This is a genomic window from Roseibium sediminicola (genome assembly GCF_023156505.1).
GTDB classification, from domain to species: domain Bacteria; phylum Pseudomonadota; class Alphaproteobacteria; order Rhizobiales; family Stappiaceae; genus Roseibium; species Roseibium sediminicola.
Genome location: NZ_JALNMJ010000021.1, coordinates 83,558 through 101,989 on the forward strand (window position 1 = coordinate 83,558; position 18,432 = coordinate 101,989).

13 protein-coding genes and 1 pseudogene are annotated in these 18,432 nt (G+C 59.0%); 6 read left to right on the forward strand and 8 right to left on the reverse strand.

From position 1 onward, the window contains the following. Positions 1-242: 242 nt before the first annotated feature. Positions 243-752: a Dps family protein gene (locus M0H32_RS23310; protein ID WP_248158078.1), complete on the reverse strand. Its 510-nt coding sequence runs from the start codon at positions 750-752 to the stop codon at positions 243-245. Between the two features lie 359 nt (positions 753-1,111). On the opposite strand from M0H32_RS23310, the gene M0H32_RS23315 reads away from it, so the two are divergent. From M0H32_RS23315 to M0H32_RS23325, 3 genes are read left to right on the forward strand one after another with little or no spacing between them, the layout of a single operon-like run. Then, positions 1,112-1,456 carry an ElaB/YgaM/YqjD family protein gene (locus tag M0H32_RS23315; RefSeq protein WP_248158080.1) on the forward strand — a complete coding sequence of 115 codons (345 nt, stop codon included), beginning with the start codon at positions 1,112-1,114 and terminating at the stop codon, positions 1,454-1,456. Beyond that, positions 1,456-1,884 carry a hypothetical protein gene (locus tag M0H32_RS23320; RefSeq protein WP_248158081.1) on the forward strand — a complete coding sequence of 143 codons (429 nt, stop codon included), beginning with the start codon at positions 1,456-1,458 and terminating at the stop codon, positions 1,882-1,884. Before M0H32_RS23315 ends, M0H32_RS23320 begins: the two co-directional genes overlap by 1 nt. Before the next feature lie 39 nt (positions 1,885-1,923). Continuing rightward, the gene (locus M0H32_RS23325) at positions 1,924-3,012 is read left to right on the forward strand and encodes an AI-2E family transporter (protein ID WP_248158082.1); all 1,089 of its coding nucleotides are present in this window, start codon (positions 1,924-1,926) and stop codon (positions 3,010-3,012) included. Between the two features lie 68 nt (positions 3,013-3,080). On the opposite strand, the gene M0H32_RS23330 is transcribed toward M0H32_RS23325, so the two are convergent. Continuing rightward, positions 3,081-3,374 carry a hypothetical protein gene (locus M0H32_RS23330; RefSeq protein ID WP_248158083.1) on the reverse strand — a complete coding sequence of 98 codons (294 nt, stop codon included), beginning with the start codon at positions 3,372-3,374 and terminating at the stop codon, positions 3,081-3,083. A gap of 291 nt (positions 3,375-3,665) precedes the next feature. Between M0H32_RS23330 and M0H32_RS23335 the strand changes: the two genes are divergently transcribed. Further along, entirely contained in the window at positions 3,666-4,037 is a 372-nt protein-coding gene (locus M0H32_RS23335) for a response regulator (protein WP_248158084.1), read from the forward strand. A gap of 12 nt (positions 4,038-4,049) precedes the next feature. On the opposite strand, the gene M0H32_RS23340 is transcribed toward M0H32_RS23335, so the two are convergent. Beyond that, entirely contained in the window at positions 4,050-4,796 is a 747-nt protein-coding gene (locus tag M0H32_RS23340) for a Crp/Fnr family transcriptional regulator (protein WP_248158086.1), read from the reverse strand. Positions 4,797-5,357: 561 nt separating this feature from the next. Between M0H32_RS23340 and M0H32_RS23345 the strand changes: the two genes are divergently transcribed. Both M0H32_RS23345 and M0H32_RS23350 read left to right on the forward strand, forming a co-directional pair. Then, a complete protein-coding gene (locus M0H32_RS23345; RefSeq protein WP_248158088.1) occupies positions 5,358-5,555 on the forward strand; it encodes a hypothetical protein in 198 nt (65 codons plus the stop codon). 84 nt (positions 5,556-5,639) lie between these two features. Next, positions 5,640-6,482 (forward strand): hypothetical protein, encoded by an 843-nt coding sequence (locus M0H32_RS23350; protein ID WP_248158089.1) that lies wholly within the window; start codon positions 5,640-5,642, stop codon positions 6,480-6,482. 96 nt (positions 6,483-6,578) lie between these two features. Here M0H32_RS23350 and M0H32_RS23355 read toward each other — a convergent pair whose 3' ends face one another. The 5 genes and pseudogenes from M0H32_RS23355 to M0H32_RS23375 all read right to left on the reverse strand — a co-directional run. Beyond that, entirely contained in the window at positions 6,579-15,797 is a 9,219-nt protein-coding gene (locus tag M0H32_RS23355; protein WP_248158090.1) for an FG-GAP-like repeat-containing protein, read from the reverse strand. 3 nt (positions 15,798-15,800) lie between these two features. Continuing rightward, positions 15,801-16,910 (reverse strand): annotated as a pseudogene (locus M0H32_RS29780) (hypothetical protein); the annotation flags it as partial. 1 nt (position 16,911) lies between these two features. Then, complete coding sequence (locus M0H32_RS23365; protein WP_248158092.1) at positions 16,912-17,442, reverse strand: hypothetical protein; 531 nt, start codon at positions 17,440-17,442, stop codon at positions 16,912-16,914. Between the two features lie 112 nt (positions 17,443-17,554). Further along, positions 17,555-17,848 (reverse strand): hypothetical protein, encoded by a 294-nt coding sequence (locus M0H32_RS23370; protein WP_248158097.1) that lies wholly within the window; start codon positions 17,846-17,848, stop codon positions 17,555-17,557. 236 nt (positions 17,849-18,084) lie between these two features. After that, positions 18,085-18,432: hypothetical protein (locus M0H32_RS23375; RefSeq protein ID WP_248158099.1), on the reverse strand; the 348-nt coding region annotated here is incomplete at its 5' end.

The following is an 18,432-nucleotide window of genomic DNA, read 5'->3' on the forward strand; positions in this document are numbered from 1 at the left end:
ACCGTGTTTTCCGTTGCAGCAGTCGTGGGTTGCCGGTTCAACGCTTCGCGCCAGGACAGGAGTGCCGCACGCTTTTGGGTGCGCGACAGCCCCTTGTCGGCCAGGACGCTCGACGCTGACCGAAAGCCCGCAAATCTTTGTGGTACGCTAATCATCGTTCTGCAGTGCTGGTCTTGATGAATCGGAAGCCGAAGCGGCGCCCGGCCGCGGTTCGCGGCCGGTGACCGGTGAACGCAATCACCTCAGTCCGTGATCAGGGCCCGCAGCATCCAGGCGGCCTTTTCGTGGAAGGTGATCCGCGCGGTCAGCAGGTCCTCGGTGACGATGTCCCCGTTCTCACCGGCATAACGCGCAACATAGCGCATCTCCGCAGACAGGATCTCGTGGCACTGGACAAGGTCCTTGATCATGTCGTGGGCGTCCGGCATGCCGCCGGCCGGCAGGGTGACGGTCAGGGTCAACTTGCCATCCTCGACATTGACAGGGGCGCGGTGGCCGAGTGCGCGGATGCGCTCGGCGAGATCGTCCGTTGCCGCGAACAGGTTTTCGTAATGAGCTTCGGTCAGGTCGTGAATGGGCTTGAACAGCGGTCCCACCACGTTCCAGTGGTAAAGATGGGACTTGATGGTCAGCAGGTAGGTTTCCGCCAGCAGAACCGACAGGTGCCCGGCCAATTGCTCCCGCGCCTGGTCGGACACGCCGGTGCGCACCTGATCGACCTTGGGGGTTTCAATGGTCAAAACGCTGGACATGAAAATGCTCCTTTGGTTCCGGTCTCTTTCGCAGATCAGGTCTGGTCGCCGTCTGGAAAGCGGCACTATCAGCTCAATTGGCCAGCTGCCGCTTGCGTCCATCGGCGAGATGTCGTGATCCGCTATTACGTTATGTAAAGTTTCGTGAGCGCGTTTGGTTCCGAGGAAGGCGGCTGCGACCTGTCAAAGGGCCCGTTTCGGGTCTGCGCAAAAAATCTTGGAACCAATCGAGCGCGGGGAAGTTTACCGTCCGAGCCGCGCGAAACGCGGGTCCGACCGGTCGTCTCATCTCGGCCGGCGAACAGAAACATGGCTCGGTTTCCCGGGCCATTCCCCATCCGAACAACTGGAGCGTTATGATGGCAACTGCCAAGACCGCGACCTCATCCACCGCCAAACCGTCCGACGATGCCGTCTCGGCCCGCGAGATCGAGGACGACATCGAGCGCATCCGCAGCGACATTGCGGCTCTTGCCGGATCCCTGAAGAAATACGGCGCTGGCAAGACCGGCGAATATAAGTCACGGGCGACGTCGGCGGGCGAAGAGCTCAGCCGGAAGTCCCAGGACGCACTGAATGACCTGACCGCCGAGCTGCAGGGCTATGAACGCGCCCTGACGAACGAAATTCGTCGCCATCCCCTGCAGTCGCTCGGGATCGCGGCAGGTATCGGTTTTCTGGTGGCCACTCTGGTGCGCCGCTGATGATGATGCGTGCCGTCCCGCTGGCCGTTTCCGCGGTGTCGCGCGACATGCGCGGCATCTACCGCCGCGCAAAGCGCAACACTGCGCTGATGGTGGTTTCCGGGATCTGTTTCGCAACCGCCTATGTGGCCGGGTTGATTGCCGCCGGGGCGTTCCTTGCGCCGATTTACGGTCCGGCCCTGTCTGCTTTGCTGATCGCCGCCGCCATGGCGGTGATCGGTCTTGTCGTGCTGGCCGTTCTCAGCTTGCTCAAGCTGCGCGACAAGAGGCGGAACGCGCGCCGGCGCGCGGGGCAAAACCTGGCTGCCGCCGCCGCGATTTCCATCCTGCCGCAGCTGACAGGATCGAAGAGCCTGCTGGCACTGGCCGCGATCGGCGGTCTCGCCTTTCTGGCAGCCCGAAGCCAGGGCGGCGAGGAAGATGTCTGATCCGCCAATGGCAGGATCGAGGTTTTGGAGCAAATTTCAATGACAGCACGGGCTGACGCGACGACCAGGGGCAATGCCGTGCCCGATCCGGTGCAGGGCAGCGGATTTTTGGACGAGCCGCTTGCCCGCGCGGCCCTATATGTGCTCGCGGCCATCGCCGTGACGGCCGCGCTCGATATCGGGCAGGTGATTTTTGCACCCGTATGCCTGTCGGTCGTGGTTGGATCGCTGTTCGGCCCCGCCGCCGACCGGCTGGCGCGGATTGGTGTTGCTTCCTGGATCTCCGCCGCATCCATGGTGCTTCTCTTCATCCTGCTGATCTTCACCGCGGGGGCCGCCTTTGTCGTGCCCTTGTCCGACTGGCTCGACAAGCTGCCTCTGATCTGGGCGCGGCTGCAGGCCCAACTGATCAGCTGGCAGGGCTTTTTCACCTCGCTCAGCAGTCTCCAGGAAGAACTGCGCAACATGACCGGTAGTGCGAGCCAGGTGAAGGTCAGCGTCGACGATACGTCAGCTGTCGAGAGCGTGTTCTATTTTGCACCCGCCTTCGTGGCGCAGGTCATACTGTTCCTGGCGAGCCTCTATTTTTTCATCCTGACGCGGCCCTATCTGCGCCGCTCCGCGCTGGAACTGACCGAAGTCCGGGAAAACCGGCGGTACATTTCCGCGGCATTCCGGACGATTGAGGAACGGTTGTCGGCTTACCTGTTGTCGATCACCTTCATCAACCTTGCTCTGGGAGGTGCTGTGGCGTTTGCGCTGTGGCTGCTGGATGTGCCGTCCGCGCTGCTCTGGGGCATGCTGGCGGGCATGCTGAATTATGTTGTCTATGTCGGTCCGGCCCTGATGACCGTGGTCATGGCCGGCGTCGGTCTTGCGACCGGCAACACGATCCCGGCCATATTGACCCCGCCGCTGGTTTATCTCGGCCTCAACCTCATCGAGGCCCAGTTCGTGACCCCGATGGTTCTCGGGCGCACCATGACGCTCAATCCCTTTGTGGTGTTCCTGACCATTGCCTTCTGGATCTGGCTCTGGGGGCCTGTCGGCGGCTTCGTGGCGGTGCCGTTGCTGCTGGTTGCCGTCTCGCTCATCGAGCTGCGGACCGAACTGCCGGGCCCTGAGTGACGGTGAAGGCAGTTGTCTAACGCCATGCAAAAAAATCGCCCTTTCGGGCGATTTTTTGGGTCTGTCGATCAGTTCTTATAGGCAAGTATGCCGGCCGCGATGGGCCACCCGGTGCAAGTGGTGGTGCTGTTTCCCGACACACAGCGCATCGGACGGCTATGGGTGTCGGCAAGGTCCATTTTCAGGTCACCCTTGCCGGACGAGCCGGTGTCCACACCATCGGTCACCTCAGGCTTTTGCGGTGCCACGGCCTCGGCGTCCTCGGTCAACGTTTCCGCCGCTCCAAGAGCCGTTGCCAGGCAGATCGTGCCGATGATCGCAGGAGCCCCTGCGACAAGTACACGCTTGTGAAAAGTAATCATCTTGTTACCTCCGCCCCGTAAACGCATATCTTAAGAAAAGGTTGCATTTTCTTGCCGAAAACCGCCGCGGCGCTGAGTAACTCTGGTGAAATCTGTTTGCGCTCAAGCCCCGCCAAATCGCGAAATCATGGTTTGGCCGTTTTTGAGAGGTACGGAACGATAGTAACCCAATCGGCGGAAGCTATTGGACCCACTACGAAAATATGAGATAGGGCATAACCTATGTTAATGCGCAGATCCGCAGACCCTTTAAGATTGTGGTCCCGTGCCAGAGCGTCAGTGAGCCCTTTCATGCCCTTTTCAATTGACAGTTCCGAACGGCGGCAACTCGGCGCGGCGCTGATCGTTGAAGACAATCCGATCATTGCGCTGGACACCCAGACCATGCTTGAGGATCTGGGCTTTGCTCCGGTCAAGGTGCTGACCAGCCTCGCGGAAGGCATCGAGACCATTGCCAGAGAGATCTACAATTTCGTGATCCTGGACGTGAAGATGGGCGACGACACAAGTCTCAAATTCGCCGAAATGCTTCTGGACCGGGGCACCAGATTCGTCTTTGCCAGCGGCTACAGCGACATGGCGGAAATGCCCGAAATGTTCCGCAATCACGCGATCCTCAGCAAGCCCTATACCAAGGACCAGATCCAGAAGCTGATCGGATAATGCTCCAGCGCGTCAGATAAGCGGCCGCCGGGTTGTGTCGTCGCGTTCATAGGCGGCGATCGCTTCCAGCTTTTCCCGGTTCAGGATCTGCAGCCGGTCCTTTTTCCAGTTGATCAGGTTTTGCTGCTGCAGCTTCTTCACGGTCCGGCTGGTATGGACCGGCGTGATGCCGAGCGCTTCGGCCAGATGGGTCTGGGTGAACGGGGCGTCGAATGTGTGGTTGCTGGCATAACCGACGGCCTCGGCCCGGTCATGTAGATGCAGAAACAGATAGGCGAGCCGTTCCAGCGCGCTGCGCTGACCGAGGCTCAACAAGTGCCCGTCGAGCATCTGTTCCTCGCGCGAGGCCATCCAGGTCATGGAATAGGCGAGCGCCGGATAATCCTTGAACACCGTCCAGACCTTGTCTCGCTGAAAGACGCAAAGCGTTGTGTCGGTCAGCGCGGTGACCGTGTGCTGCATTTCATTCAGGATCGCAAGCTGCAGGCCGACCAGATCGCCGGGCAGGGCAAAATTCAGCACATGGCGGCGGCCGTCCGGCAACGATTTGTGCCGGAAGGCCCAGCCTTCCAGGATGGTGTAGAGATGCGGCGTCTTGTTTTCTTCCAGGACGATGGTCGATCCGGCCTCGACCTTGAGCTCGCCGGTCTTGAACTTCGCAACGAAGTTCAGTTCCTTGTCCTCGAACGGACGGAACGCCTGTTTCTTTCGAAGCGGACACGCGTGGCATTTGGTCTGGAAAGTCATGGTGTCCGGCATGAACGGCGCTCTTCGTTTGTTTGCGGCAAGAAAGCCTGGGTGAGACCGGCCACATGCTACTGACCTCGCGGGCCAAGGGAGCATGCGGTGTGGTCCACAATGGAAACGTCGCCCACGGGATTTGGTTCCGGAAACGCTGAAAGAGCTCCAGGTGCGATTCACAGATTTGAAACCACAGGTATGCATGGTGGGCCTCTTACGCCCGCTTGAACGAGTGAATACCGAACGCTCGCTCCTGTTCAAGCGCACTGCGGTTTCCAAAGGGGATACCATGGAAGAACTTGGCCTCTTCTCCCGTATATCAAAGTTGTGTTTTTACCTGGGTGCGGCTGTTAGCTGTCTAATATTGACCTATGTGCAGGTTGTCCCGGTCAATTCCGTCCTGGCTGCCATCGCGTATATTCTTCTTCTTCTTTTTACAGTTCTCACGCAGGTTGCGAACGTTTACGTTTATTTTCGCGAGCCGCATATTGAAAATCTCTGGCTCAAAGGGACCACATTAAAAACAAAGATAAGAAAATACCTTCTTTCCGACAAACCTTATCTGTTTTTGCCTTCGGTTTGGCGGCGATCTTTTTCCTGTGGCTGGCCTTTGTCTATTTCCACAAGCTGGCCAAGCTGGTGATGGGGGACTTGTCCTACATGGTTGAGGTCTCCGGTCATAAAGTTCCCTGGACCATCCTGCTGCTGCTTCCGCTCTATTTCCTGTTCGACAAGGCAGACGTGCTTTTCAAACGGTTCGGGGACTTCAGGCGCTAGGCAGCGTCCCTTCATCGGTCTCTCTCATACCCATGCGCCAGTGCGGCATTAGGTGCCGTGAAACGGAACGCCCAAGGATTTTCGATGCCGTTGCAAGAGATTTACAATGAAAACGCGCGCCAGCTTGTCGTCAAAATCACCTGCGGCGACATACGGTCCGAAGAGACGATTGAACAGACGTTTGATGATCTGGACGCTGCGCTGTCCCTGATCCTGCAGAAGGCGGAGGCGGGCGGGTCGGACTTTTTGACTTTCCTGATTGTGGAACAGGGCGCTGAACCGGCGCCCGAGGAGATCGAAAGCATCCTCCACGGATATGATCCGTGGCAGACCTTCTGTCCCGAGTTCTGGGACAATGCCCGCAGCTTTCCCAGGACCCGGGACCGGGTGAGGAGTTGGGTGAAAAGCCTTGAAACCGTGCTAAGACGAACTGTGGACCGTGCAGGCGAACTTTGGGAGCATGACGAGACCCAGTTCGGCGAAGCCATACTCACCTATCTGGCAGTCATGGATGCGGTATTCGTGCCCGCCTACACCAACCTCCTGCGTCTTTGGGACATGGATCACGAGGTCCACCAGAACGCCGCGATCCTGGCCATGGTCGAGCGGCACGGCTTTACCCCGGAGGTGGAGACGCTGCTCTATGTCCGCGTCGCCGTCAAACCCGGCCAAACCGGCGCGGACATCATCGAGGAACTCTTGCCCAGGCTCGACCGCGCCTATGGCGGCTTCACCGGGTCGGACCTCTTCAAGAAAATCGTGTTTCATCAATTTGCCGAAAGCTTCCTGGCCTCCGGCACCGGGGCGGCAGCCCTGGACTATACGATCTTCACCTATTCCGGCGAGCCCCTGAAGACGGAAGAGGCGCGGCTGTTGGCCGAGCTTGGCAACCTCGCGGGCCGCGAAGGCGCTGGCCGCGGGACCTGAGAGATCGTGAAACGGCCTGTCAGCAGCGCTTGGCCGCCAGGTCGCTCCTGACGGGGCAACCCGCCACGCAGGATGCGTGACGGGGAGGGGGCAGCATCAGACGAAGCGGAAGTCGTCCTGGTGCAGATCGGCAAGCGCAACGCCTTCGAGCACCACAAGCGGTGCATCCATGCCGACATTGAGTGTGACACTGCCGTCCGAAACGTTTTCCACCGCCCGGGCCAGAACATCGTCGAAGCCGGAGAAATGGCTTGAGGACAGTTCCAGAACATCGTCCGTGCCCGCGCCGGCGACAAAGTCGGTGACGATATCAGCCGGAGTGGCTTGCGGTATCTGGGAATTCAGCGCGGTGAAGACGAAGGTGTCGTTGCCTGCTCCACCGGTGAGGGTGTCTGTGCCGGAAGTTCCGGTGATTGTGTCGTTGCCGGAGGTGCCCGTGAGGATCACGCTGCCGTCGCTTGCCAGGCTGATTTCGCTCAGCGTTGTCCCGTCGGCGAACTCGAAACGCTCGACTTCCGCGCCTCCCTCGGCCAGACGCAACTCACCTGTCACACCGTCCTTGTTCCACTGGAACCGGAGCACGGACGTGCCATTGTCAACATAGTTGGATACAGTCAGGTCAGACAGCATCAGATCCTTGAAACGGACGGTGTCTGCGCCGCTGTCGGCCAGTTCCGCGTCGCTTGTCATCCAGACAAGACCCGCATCTGACCCGATCAGGTAAGTGTCGTCACCGTAGCGCCCCTTGAGATGCTGCCAGTTGGTTCCCGTTCCCGCACCAGCGTCCAGGACATCGTTGCCATTGCCGCTGCGGATGATGTCATCGCCGACCCCGCCGATCATCAGGTCATTGCCGTCGGTGCCGCGCAGATCGAGACGGCCTTCGCCTTCTGCAATTATCGCCGAGAGCGTGGTCCCATCAGCAAACTCGAATCGTTCAAAATGCTGACCTTCATTGGCCAGCATGACCTGGCCTGCCGGACGATCTCCTTCAGCCGACCAGGACAGGAATAGGGCGACACCGTTGACATTCTGCTGGTCCTCGAACTGGATGGACAAGTCGGAGAGGCTCAGATCCGTGAACCGAAGCGTGTCGGTGCCACCAGAAGCGTCTTCTGCAGGCGCATCGATCACGATGCTGCCGGACCGGCTGTTGATGATGTAAGTGTCATCACCAGCCTGACCACGAAGGAAGGCGTTGTCCGCAAAGTCGCCGGCACCGGCATCGAGAACATCATTGCCGGCGCCTCCTTCGACGACGGGATCGTCGGTCAGGCGGCCGCTGCCGTCTCCCGGAGACAAGGACGTCGCACGGATATAGTCGTCTTCTGCCGTTCCGAACAGGCGCGACCGGCCATTGCCGTCCGTGTACATCTTGCTCAGCGATGTCCCGTCGGCAAATTCGAAGCGTTCGATCCAGGCTCCCTTGTCGGCCAGGCGCAGTTCTCCGGCCTTGCCGCCCACGTTCCACTGGAAGCGCAGGATCGGCTCATCACCGGAGATTTCCGAAGCGATGGTTAGATCGGACAGCTTAAGGTCCTTGAACCGCACCGTGTCGTTACCGCTATCGGAGAACTCGGCCTGATCGTTCATCCACACCAAGCCGGCGTCAGCAGCAATCAGATATGTATCGTCTCCGTAGCGACCCATGAGGTGCTGCCAGTTCGAACCGGTTCCAGCGCCGGCATCTAGAATATCGTTGCCGTTACCGGTGCGAATGATGTCATCGCCGGCGCCGCCGACGATCAGATCGTCGCCTGGGCTACCGCGAAGATCGAGACGGCCTTCAGCATCGAAAACAATGTCCGAGAGCACGCTGCCATCAGCAAACTCGATCCGCTCGATCCAGGCCCCCGTGTCGGCTAACCGCAATTCTCCTGCCTTGCCGTCCTCATTCCAGCGGAAGCGCAGGATCGGCTCATTGCCCGCCTTCTCCGACGAGATGGTCAGATCGGCTAGCGTTAGTTCCTTGAACCGCACTGTATCAGTGCCGCTGCTTTCCCATTCCGCGTCGTCCGTCAACCAAACCAGGCCTGCATCTGACCCGATCAGATAGAAATCGTCGCCCTCCTGGCCTTCAAGGTACTGCCAGTTGGCCCCGGTGCCGGTCCCGGCATCCATGAGATCGTTGCCAGCGCCACCACGCAGAACATCGTCGCCTTCACCACCGAAAAGACTGTCATGGCCATCGAGACCGTCGAGGGCATCGTTGCCTTGCAGGCCGTTCAGCAAATCATTTGCCGCGGAGCCGTTGATGACATTCAATCCGTCAGTGTGGCTCAGCGCGACGTTGTTGTCTCCGGATCCGGTCCAAACAGACAACAGGTCATCATTGCCGTTCCCGTCCACATCCAAAACCAGAGCCCAGTTGGGATTGTCGTTGATCTGCTCACGGGCGATTAAATCGAATTTTCGTTCAAATCCGCCCTCGGACTGACCGAGATAGAGCCGGTTCTGACCGGAACTGGCCCAGGTCATTTGCAGGTCGTCTCGACCATCGCCGTTAAAATCACCTACAAGTATGTGGCTCGGCCCGCCATTGATGTCCTGCGGGTCGATTGCATTGACGCGCGTGTCGAACTGACTGTCAGACCGGCCCAGAAACAATCGATTTGTTCCGGTCGCGGTCCAAAAGAACATCAAATCGTCCCGGCCGTCACCGTTGAAATCGCCGACCACCGCATCGTCGGGACTACCGTTGATCGAGTCGACCGGAATCGTGTTGAACAAGCCCTTGAAATCGCCGCCGGTCCGGCTGCGCAGATAGGTGTTGGTTCCGGTAGACGACCATGTCACCATCATGTCGTCCCGGCCGTCGCCGTTGTAATCGCCAACAAGGATCCGGTCCGGATTTCCGTCCAGAATATTGGTTGGAACCAAGTTGGAATGTCCGTCGAAACCGCCATCGCTTCGGCCGGAATACAAACGGTTCGTTCCGGTTGCCGACCAGGTGAACATCAGGTCGTCGCGGCCATCTCCGTTATAGTCTCCAACGGAGACCTTATCCGGAGACCCGTTGATCGCAGCCGTCGGAATTTTGTTGCTGTAGCCGGAGAACCCGCCCCCCGACTGTCCAAGATACACTCGGTTGGTGCCCGTATCCGACCAGGTGAACATCAGGTCGTCCCGACCGTCGCCGTTAAAATCGCCGACCAGTGCCTGATCCGGGCTCCCGTTGATCGCCGTTGGGGCAATTGTGTCGGAGCGTTGATCGAAGCCACCGTCCGCCCGTCCGAGGAACAACCTGTTTGTTCCAGTGGAATCCCAGGTGACCATGACATCTTCACGTCCATCGCCGTTGAAGTCGCCAATCAAGCTGCGGTCGGGGTTATCGTTTATGGCGGATGCTGAGACAGGAGTGGAGCGGCCTACAAAGCTGAAATCCGTTCCTTGTTGAAAATTCTGCAGATGCCCGATCCAGACGCCGTCGCCGGTTTCGAACGCCAGGTTTTCGATCCGCATGTTGCTGTCGGAGAACCAGTAGCGGATTGTGACCGAACCGGTCAGCGCGCCGAGCCCCTTGGCCGCCGCTTCGGCTGCCTTAGAGGAACTCTCGCCATAAAAGTCGATCCGCAGATGATCGTCCGACCGGCTGAACTTCAAGTCGTCAATATCGATGCCTTTACCGAACCACAGCATGTCGCTGCTACCGCCTTCATCGATGATGACGTCGTCGCCGTCGCCGCGATTGAAGACATAGGTGTCGTTGCCGCCCTTGGCGCGGAGATAATCGTCACCTGTGCCGCCCACGACCAGCTGATTGCCGGAATCGCCCCAGAGCTGGTCATCGCCGGCGCGTCCGATCAGGGCATCGTAGCCGGAACTGTTGAAGACATTCGCCCCGGAGGTGCCGAAATAGACCTTGTCATCATCCGCCACCAGAGCCAGCTCGTCGACCCCGAAGGGTCGCTCAAGCGCGCCTTCCTGGACCACATCGAGCAGGAACACATCGTAATTGTTGGACTCGCCATGGCCGTTTCCGACGACAACATGTTCTGCACTTTCGGAAAGCTCCGCAATGAACGTGGCCCTGCCAGTGCCGTCGTCAAGCTTCGCCAGATGCGCGTTCCATTCCTCCAGCGTTGGCTCGCGGCCAAGAGTGTTTTGATAGGCGCGCGCGAGGAATTCCGCGTTGGTCTGTTCCCCATAGCGATCTTCATATTCGCCGGAAGCGAGCAACGCGGCCGCCAGATCCTCCAGGATCAACTGGCTGTCATCGGCAAACTGCACCAGAACCTCGATTTCCGAAGTGTCCATGTCGCGGTCGAGCACAGCGTCGTAGACCCGCGCGGCTTCCGTGAGAAGACGGGCCTTGGAACCGGCGTCGAAGCGTTCGCTGTAGGTGGTTGTGCTGCTGCCTTTTACCGAGGTCATTTCCCAGGTTTCGACCCCTGCGGCGTCTACCTTGTGGGAGACGGTGATATGAGCCTTGGAGCTGGTCGCCGTGACCCCATTGTCCCAGTCGTAGCTGCCGTTGCCGAGTTCGGACCGGGAGAAGGTCTGGGTAACGCCGTCGCGCAGCACGCTCGTGGTGAGGCCGTCCGACGAGGTCGTGGTGACGGAACGCTTCTGGGCGCCGTTCTCGCCAAAGCCGGTCTCGACCACCACCACCGAGCCATCGGCGGCAGTCTTGGTTACCCTGGTCTTGTCGGTGACGTTGTCACCGTCAAAGTCGAAGACTTCCGTGATGGTGCGTCGGTCCGCGCTGACCGTCTCGGCATAGCTGGAGCGCTCCACGCCGCTGCGCTCATACCAGTCGCGGCTGGTGGTCGTGGACGACCCGTCCGCGTTGAGGACAGTTTTGGTTTCGGCGCGTGTGTCGATTTTGCCGTCGCCGTCGCTGTCTGTCTCCGTGATTGAGGTCAATCCGTTGCCGGACGTCACCGTGGTGGAGCGGAACGCGAGGCCGCCGACGGCTTCCGTTTCCTCAAAGACGCGGATTTCATTGCCCGCGCCGTCATAGGAAATCGCCGTTTCGCGGGTGATGTCGGTGCTGCCGTCGCCGTCAATGTCCAGCCGGTAAATGTCGCTGGTCCCGTTGGCGTTGGCCTGTCGGGTCAATACCGCTTCGGCATCGCCATTGGCGGCAAGGTCCGACCACGTGGTCAGCGTGTCGCCGCTGAGGTCGATCGCCGTATGCGTGCTGAGATCAAGATCGCCGTCGCCATCCCGGTCAATATTAACGGTGTGCCGGCGTTCATCGGCGCTGACGACGGTGGTTTCCGACCGCTCCAGGCTGGTGCCGTTGCCGAAGAGCTTGTTGGTTTCCGTGGTTCCGCCGGTGGCGTTTCGCGTCACACTGGTGCTGCGGTCGATGTCGCCGTCGCCATCCAGATCAACCTCCGTTGTCACTTCAAGCCCATCGCCGCTGGTCTCCCGCGTGGCGCTGCCCTTGAGGCCGCCCGGGCCTCTTGTGGTCCAGGTCTCGCTGGTCGAGCCGTCATGCGCAAAAGCGGTGGTCTTGGTGGTGACAAAGTCGTTGCCGCCCTGGCCGTCCAGATCGAGCGCGGTGGTCACGGTGAGGCCGTCATCGGAGCTGATGACCTGTTCGCGCGCGAGCAGTCGGCCACTGCCGGTTTCGTGTGTCACCGTGCGGGTGGTTGACCCGTCCACGGCAAGCTCCGTGACATCGGACAAGGTCCGGTCCGCTGCTTCATTGCCGTCCAGATCGAAGGAGACCGTACGCTCCAGTCCGTTGCCGCTCTCGCTCGATGTGGTGCGGGCGAGCAGGTCGCCGGTTGCCGAATAGCTGGACGCGGTGGTCGTGGTGACACCGTCATCGCCGACGGTGACCGTGGTGACCCTGTCGTACTGGCCGTTGCCGTCCGCATCGATCGCAAGCGTCGAGGACCGGCCGTCGCCGCTGACGGTCTCCATGGACGACATCAGCAGATCGCCATTGCGCGCCTTTACGGTCTCGGTGGTGGTGATGGTGCCGTCGGCACCGATCACCGCCTTGCGCACGGAGGTCTCGTCATTCTTGCCGTCGCCGTCAAAGTCCTGAGCACGGGTGGTGGTCAGACCGTCGGCGCTGACGGTTTCCGCGACGCGGCTCTCAAGCGCGCCGTTCTGCGCCTTGGCGCTCACTGTTGTCGTGGTTGAACCATCCGCGTTCAGAACCCGGACGGATTCCGAGCGGGTCTCATAAGCGCCATTGCCGTCGGCATCCCGCGAGGTTGTCACAGACAGGCCATCGGCACTGGTCGCCGTCCGGCTCTGGCTCTGCAGAGTGCCGTCCGCGGCAAGGGACTGGGTCACGTTTGTCACTTTGCCATCAATGGCAACGGTCTGCGTGGTCCTGACATCCGTCTCGCCGTCGCCATTGACGTCGCTTTCCGTCACGCTGGAGCGGCCGTTGTCGGTAACGGTTTGGGTCGTGCGGGCGCGCAGAACGCCGCCTTCGCTTGACTCGGTCGTCGTCACCGTGCCGCCATCGGCTTCCAGAACCGTGGTCGCGGTCTCGACAACATCATACGATCCATCACCATCCCGGTCGGTTTTCTTGACCGTCACCAGACCGTTGTCGCTTGTCTCGATCTGCGTGCGGCTCAGAAGCTGGCCGGATTGCGACCGGGTCTCAACCGTGCGCGTGGTGCCGCCATCGGCGTCCAGAACCGTTTCGTCCGTGACAATGCGCTCAAAAGTGCCGTTGCCGTCCGCATCGGTTTTGCTCACCGTTTTCAGGCCGTCGTCGCTGACGGTGACCGTCGACGTGCTGCGAAGCGAGCCGTCGCCGTTTTTCGTGGCGCTCACCGTCGTCCTGCTGCCGTCGGCATTCAGCGTCGTGGTGCTGTGGCGGGTGACATCTGTGACCTGGTCGCCGTCGAGATCGGTTTCCTTTGTGATATCCAGGCCATTCGCACTCGTGGTGGTGACCGTCTTGCCCAGAACCACTTCTGAGCCCGTTCCGTCATAACCGGTTTCAGTAACAGTCAGCGTCACCGCGCCATCCGTGCCCTTTTCCCGCACCGAGGTGCTGTCGATCTTGCCGTCGCCGTCCCGGTCCGCAGTCACGGTTCTGGTGCGCCGGTCAGCGCTTTCCGTCGTCACGGTCTCCGACAGAAGCGTGGTCTCGTCGCCGGCATAGGCCGAGGCCGTCCGGGTGGTGCCGCCATCGGCCTCCAGCACCAGCGTGTTGACGCTCTTCTTCTCAAAGACGCCGTCGCCGTCGACATCCTCGCGTACGGTTTTGGTGAGCCCGTCCGCGCTGGTTGTCGTCTCGACAATGGTCCTCAGCGAGTTGTCGCCGTTCTTCGTCGTCACCGTCCGGGTGGACGAGCCGTCAGCGTTCTGAACCGTGACGTCGCTGACCTTCAGGTCGATGTCGCCATCGCCATCGAGATCGCTCGTCGTATCCCGGGTCAATCCATCGGCGGAGGTGACGCTTGTCACTTTCGCCAGGACCGACCCATCATCAGAACGTGTCCACTGGGTCGCTGTTCGCTCCTGGGTGGTGGTATCGACCACGACGGAAGACACCTTCTCGTCGGCCTCAAAACTCCCGTTCCGGTCGAGATCGGCAAAGACCTCCTGGCCGACCTTGTCCGCGTCGAGGCTTTCCTTGCGCATCGACCGGATCGAATTGTCGCCGTTGCGCTCGGTGACGATCCGCTCACGGCTGCCATCGGCGTTGACCGTGGTCGCATCCACGGTCGTCAGGTCGATGTCGCCATCGCCGTCCCGGTCAAGCTTGGTGGTCTTTGTCAGCGCGTCGTCCGAGGTCACGGTCGTGGACGCGGATTTCAGCGAGCCGTCGCCGTTGCGGATTTCCAGCCGCGACGTGCTGCCGCCCGCCGGTGTCACCGTGATGTCCAGGATCTCGCGCTGGTCGATCTGACCGTCACCGTCCAGATCGCGCGTGATCACCTTGGAGCGGTTGTCGGCCTCGACCTCTTCGATCGTTTTGGAGCGCAGAGAGCCGTCCTGGTTGGTGACCGTGACGGTTTCCGTGCGGCTGTCATCGTCGTGTTTGTCGACGAGATGCGTCTCGATGGTGTCGGCCTTGGTGTCGCCATCGGCGTCCAGTCCGTCAATGCGCTCCGAGCCGTCCAGCGACACCGTCTCGCTGGTGCTGGTGATCACCCTCTCGTCCTGGGCAAGGTTTACGACCTCAATCGTCAGGCTGCCGTCGGCGGCCTCCGTCCGGGTTTCGCGCTGGTCGACCCAGCCGCCGCCCATCGAATCCCGCTCGATGGTCTCGACCAAGTGATCGGCGGATTTGGTGGTGATCTCGCGGGAGGTCAGAACGGCGGTTGCAAGGTCGGAGCCGGAATAATTCTGTTCCGTTTCCGTGCGGCTGTTGTCGTCATTCACCACCGTCTCGATGGTCTGGATCCGGTCGATCACCCCGTCGCCATCATCGTCATAGCGGTTTGTCACCGAAAGCCCGTCGGCGCTGACCTCGGAGAAGAATTCATAGGCCTTGCTGCCATCGGCGGCATAGGCGGTGGTGGTCAGGCTGCGCGTGCCGGAGCCATCGACGGATTCCTCCTGGGTGACCCGGTGGCCCTGTTTTTCCGCCGCCAGCAGCATGTCGCCGACCGTGCCTGTGGTGCCGTCGGCCCGCGTGAAGGTCGTCTTGCCGGTGATCACCGAGCCGTCGCTAAGCTCGATATTGGTGGCATCCGCCGTCAGGTCGATCTCGGTGATGCCGAGCTCGGCCAGCGTTTTCGACACCGTCGAGCCGTCGGCCAGGGTGACCATCACCTTGAATTTTGCAAAATCCGTATCGGACGCGTTCAGGACGCCGTCGCCGTTGCTGTCGAACACCGAGGCCAGCGCTTCCAGGTCGCTGGTCGCCGTCGGGTCCCATTCGGTGAAGACGAACTGGCGTTTTTCGGTGATTTCCTCACGCCCGTCCGGGTCGAAATACAAAACCCCGTCGCCTTCGCCGGCCCAGGCCGTGCGATGCAGGAACCCGTCGCCGCCGGTGTCGAGGAACACGGTTGAGCGGTCCAGCGCGGTGACTTCGAGACCGTCGCCGTCGAGGTCGAGCATCACTGGAGCAGCAAACTTGTTGTGAACGCGGAAACCAGCGGCGACATAGGTGTGCAAACCGGCAACCGTGAAGTTGTAGACCGTATGAAGACCTTCTGCTTGCGAGATGTTTTCGATGACATGCGACGCCCCATCCGCACGGACGATCATATCGCCAACGGAGAGATCGCCAATTGGCTTGAAAGAACCATCCGGCAACAGGAACGGGTGATTGGGCGTGGCGTGAATGCCATCGATGTTCAAGACTTGCTGGTCGTCATGGACGATGAGATCGACAACCTCACGCGCTTCCAAAGCGCCCAGACCGTCGAAGGCCATCACCTTGTCTTCAAGCTGGATCTGTTCAATCGGCTTTTCCGAGCCATCGGCCAGCAGGATCAGTGTGCCGGCAGAAAAACAGGTGCCTTGCTCATGGTCACCAATCGTGGAACTGCCGCTCGATCCCCCCTGGCCGTCGTAGCTGCCAACATCACCGACAGAAAGGCTGCCGCCGCCTTCGTAACCGGGGTTTGTATCTCCGTGGTCGCCGCCGCCATTGTTGTTGTTGCTGCCTTGGTTGCCGCTGTCGCGGTTACCTCTGTTGTCTGAACCACTTGGGTTGGATGCATCTGGATACCCGTTTGAGCCTACACCTCGATATCCGTATCCAGCATAGTCTGAGCCGAAGTATTTTGCAGTGTCAGAATATGAAGTTGTGGTAGTTGCATTGCGAACTGCCCCAGATGTGGCAGCAGCTGATACACCATCGTTGCCGCTAGTGTGATCAGTACTTGCCCCGCTCGAGTTCCCGTTGCTTTGTGGTCCTGAATAGGTGGAAAATGGGCTAACGCCTCGCATAATACTGTCTGTAATATGCGAATTCGTTGCCTGAACTAACCCCGGAAAAAAATCTCTGACAAATTTACCGAATTCGCTAATGTTGTGTGGTGCATTTACCAAATTCCCGAGTTCATCCACGGTTCCGTAGACGCCCAGTTTCCTGTCATCTTTGGAAATTAAAGCGGTGGCTTCCGCTTTTCCGTGAATGGAGCCCATAAGTCCAACTTCCGCATCAGAGACGGAAACTTTCCCTTTCACTGATCCATTGGTGGAAACGGTCACGCCTGCGGTCGCAGCGCCAATTCGACGATCTACAGAAAGGCTTACATCGCCATTTGAATCGACTGCTCCTCCCAGGGAGCCAAGTGCCTTTGACCCTGCCTCATAGCCTATCGACGTCGTTACTTCAGGCGCATAATCTTTAAATGATTGTTTTGTAACGGTTTTTTGATATCTATCAACATACAAAGTTCCATTTGAAGAAAAATTCGTTCCGACTTTGGTTTTTGTTTCTATTACCGTTCCAGCGTCCAATGTCGGATTTGGTAGATATTTTGGATCATGGATACTAATTGTGTATCCACCAATATTAAGCTCAAACTTCTCGTCCATATCAAAGCTCCAAATCAATAATTTTCTTTGCTAATTCTCTTGAATTTAACCTGGATAGAGCTCCAATATTTTCTGAATCTACACCAAAGCTAACTAACACACCTATGTAGAGGCATTTTAGCTGATCATCTATCGAATTTTTCTTATTATTGAACACTACTACCGTTTTCCAGTTCTCAAGCGTAGCATTATCGGGCATCAATTCACGGGTCTTAAAGCCGCGGACCAAGCACTGTTCCTCACCAGCTTCGAACAACTCGAGTATCGACTTTACCTCGCTGTCAACATTATTTAATTTATCTAAATTGAATTCACCGTTAGAGATAATATCTTGTATAGAAATCGCCAAAATACTTCTTGAGGCGCGACCTCTATAGATTAACTCAACTTCGTTTAAGTATGAGAAAGCTTCCAGAGTTACATAGAATAGTTCTTCAGCTCTTTTTTCCTCGATTAGGTAAGAAACTCCGTATGCGTCAAACCCAATTTTGATTTCGTTAGCACGCGAAAACGTCGCTACGCCGATATTCATCAGGGTAGCGCTCAGGATTATGCTTAAAAATCTCATTAATGCCTCGAAGTGTACTTTTGCTAGCTGTTACCTTGAAGGTGATACCCATTCATTTGACATACAGATCAATATTTTAGGTCTGAACATTGGCATAGATCGGCCCGAACCGCTCCGGCTCAGCCATGGCCTTGTCAAAGATCGCCCGGGCCTTTGTTTCGGAGAAGGCAATATCGCGAAAGATCGTCCTGAGATGCGCTTCCCGCGCGAGATGGATCCCAGCGCGGCAATCGCTTTCCGAGCCGTCCGCGAGCCGGAGCTTCACGCTGTTGCGTTTGCGTGTAGGCCCAGCCCCGGCGCCCACTCCGGCCGCCGGGATTTCGCTGCGCGCAGGCGCATATCCTGAGGTGTGGCCGCTGCCATCCGTCACCCGTTAACCCCTTGCCCGCGCTCCTCGAGCGCAGCCCTTTTTTACCCGGCGCCGCCACGCCGGACTTATTGTCTTTTTCCCGGGCGCCTCTTCCCGGAGTTGGGGCCGGAAACTAGCAACATCGGGAAATATGACAAGCAACCCGGCAACACTTTTAACGGGAAATTAGCCCTTTCCGCTGCGGGTTCAAAACCTTGCCGGAGCCGCCAATCTGCCTGGCGTGTGGACTGTTGCACTCATGCAGCACAAGCGAGCGGCCAATGCCGGTCGATCACCCCGTCGCCATCATCGTCACAACGGTCGATCACCGGCAGACCGAGGGCGCTGACTTCGGAGAAAATCTCATTGGCTTGCTGCCATCGTCGGCAATAACGGTGGCGGTCCGGCTGCGCGTGCGACACCAACAACTCTGATCGGGGTTCGAGCGACAGGGTTTCAGGGGGGGGGGGATTGAATTGGATCGTGCCCGACCTGAGACATAGGTGACAGAACGTTCCGGACACATGGGTAACACTTTCCGTTTTTCGGGAGGTGTAGATGCCGTGGCAAGAGGTGTCCAAAATGGAGGAACGTCTTCGTTTCGT

What these genes read in the sequence shown, in the direction of transcription:
- M0H32_RS23325 (WP_248158082.1), top strand. Translation starts at nt 1,924, where the DNA reads ATGACAGCACGGGCTGACGCGACGACCAGGGGCAATGCCGTGCCCGAT.
- M0H32_RS23365 (WP_248158092.1), bottom strand. Translation starts at nt 17,442, where the DNA reads ATGAATATCGGCGTAGCGACGTTTTCGCGTGCTAACGAAATCAAAATT.
- M0H32_RS23320 (WP_248158081.1), top strand. Translation starts at nt 1,456, where the DNA reads ATGATGATGCGTGCCGTCCCGCTGGCCGTTTCCGCGGTGTCGCGCGAC.
- M0H32_RS23355 (WP_248158090.1), bottom strand. Translation starts at nt 15,797, where the DNA reads ATGGCCTTCGACGGTCTGGGCGCTTTGGAAGCGCGTGAGGTTGTCGAT.
- M0H32_RS23310 (WP_248158078.1), bottom strand. Translation starts at nt 752, where the DNA reads ATGTCCAGCGTTTTGACCATTGAAACCCCCAAGGTCGATCAGGTGCGC.
- M0H32_RS23350 (WP_248158089.1), top strand. Translation starts at nt 5,640, where the DNA reads ATGCCGTTGCAAGAGATTTACAATGAAAACGCGCGCCAGCTTGTCGTC.
- M0H32_RS23330 (WP_248158083.1), bottom strand. Translation starts at nt 3,374, where the DNA reads ATGATTACTTTTCACAAGCGTGTACTTGTCGCAGGGGCTCCTGCGATC.
- M0H32_RS23340 (WP_248158086.1), bottom strand. Translation starts at nt 4,796, where the DNA reads ATGCCGGACACCATGACTTTCCAGACCAAATGCCACGCGTGTCCGCTT.
- M0H32_RS23315 (WP_248158080.1), top strand. Translation starts at nt 1,112, where the DNA reads ATGGCAACTGCCAAGACCGCGACCTCATCCACCGCCAAACCGTCCGAC.
- M0H32_RS23335 (WP_248158084.1), top strand. Translation starts at nt 3,666, where the DNA reads ATGCCCTTTTCAATTGACAGTTCCGAACGGCGGCAACTCGGCGCGGCG.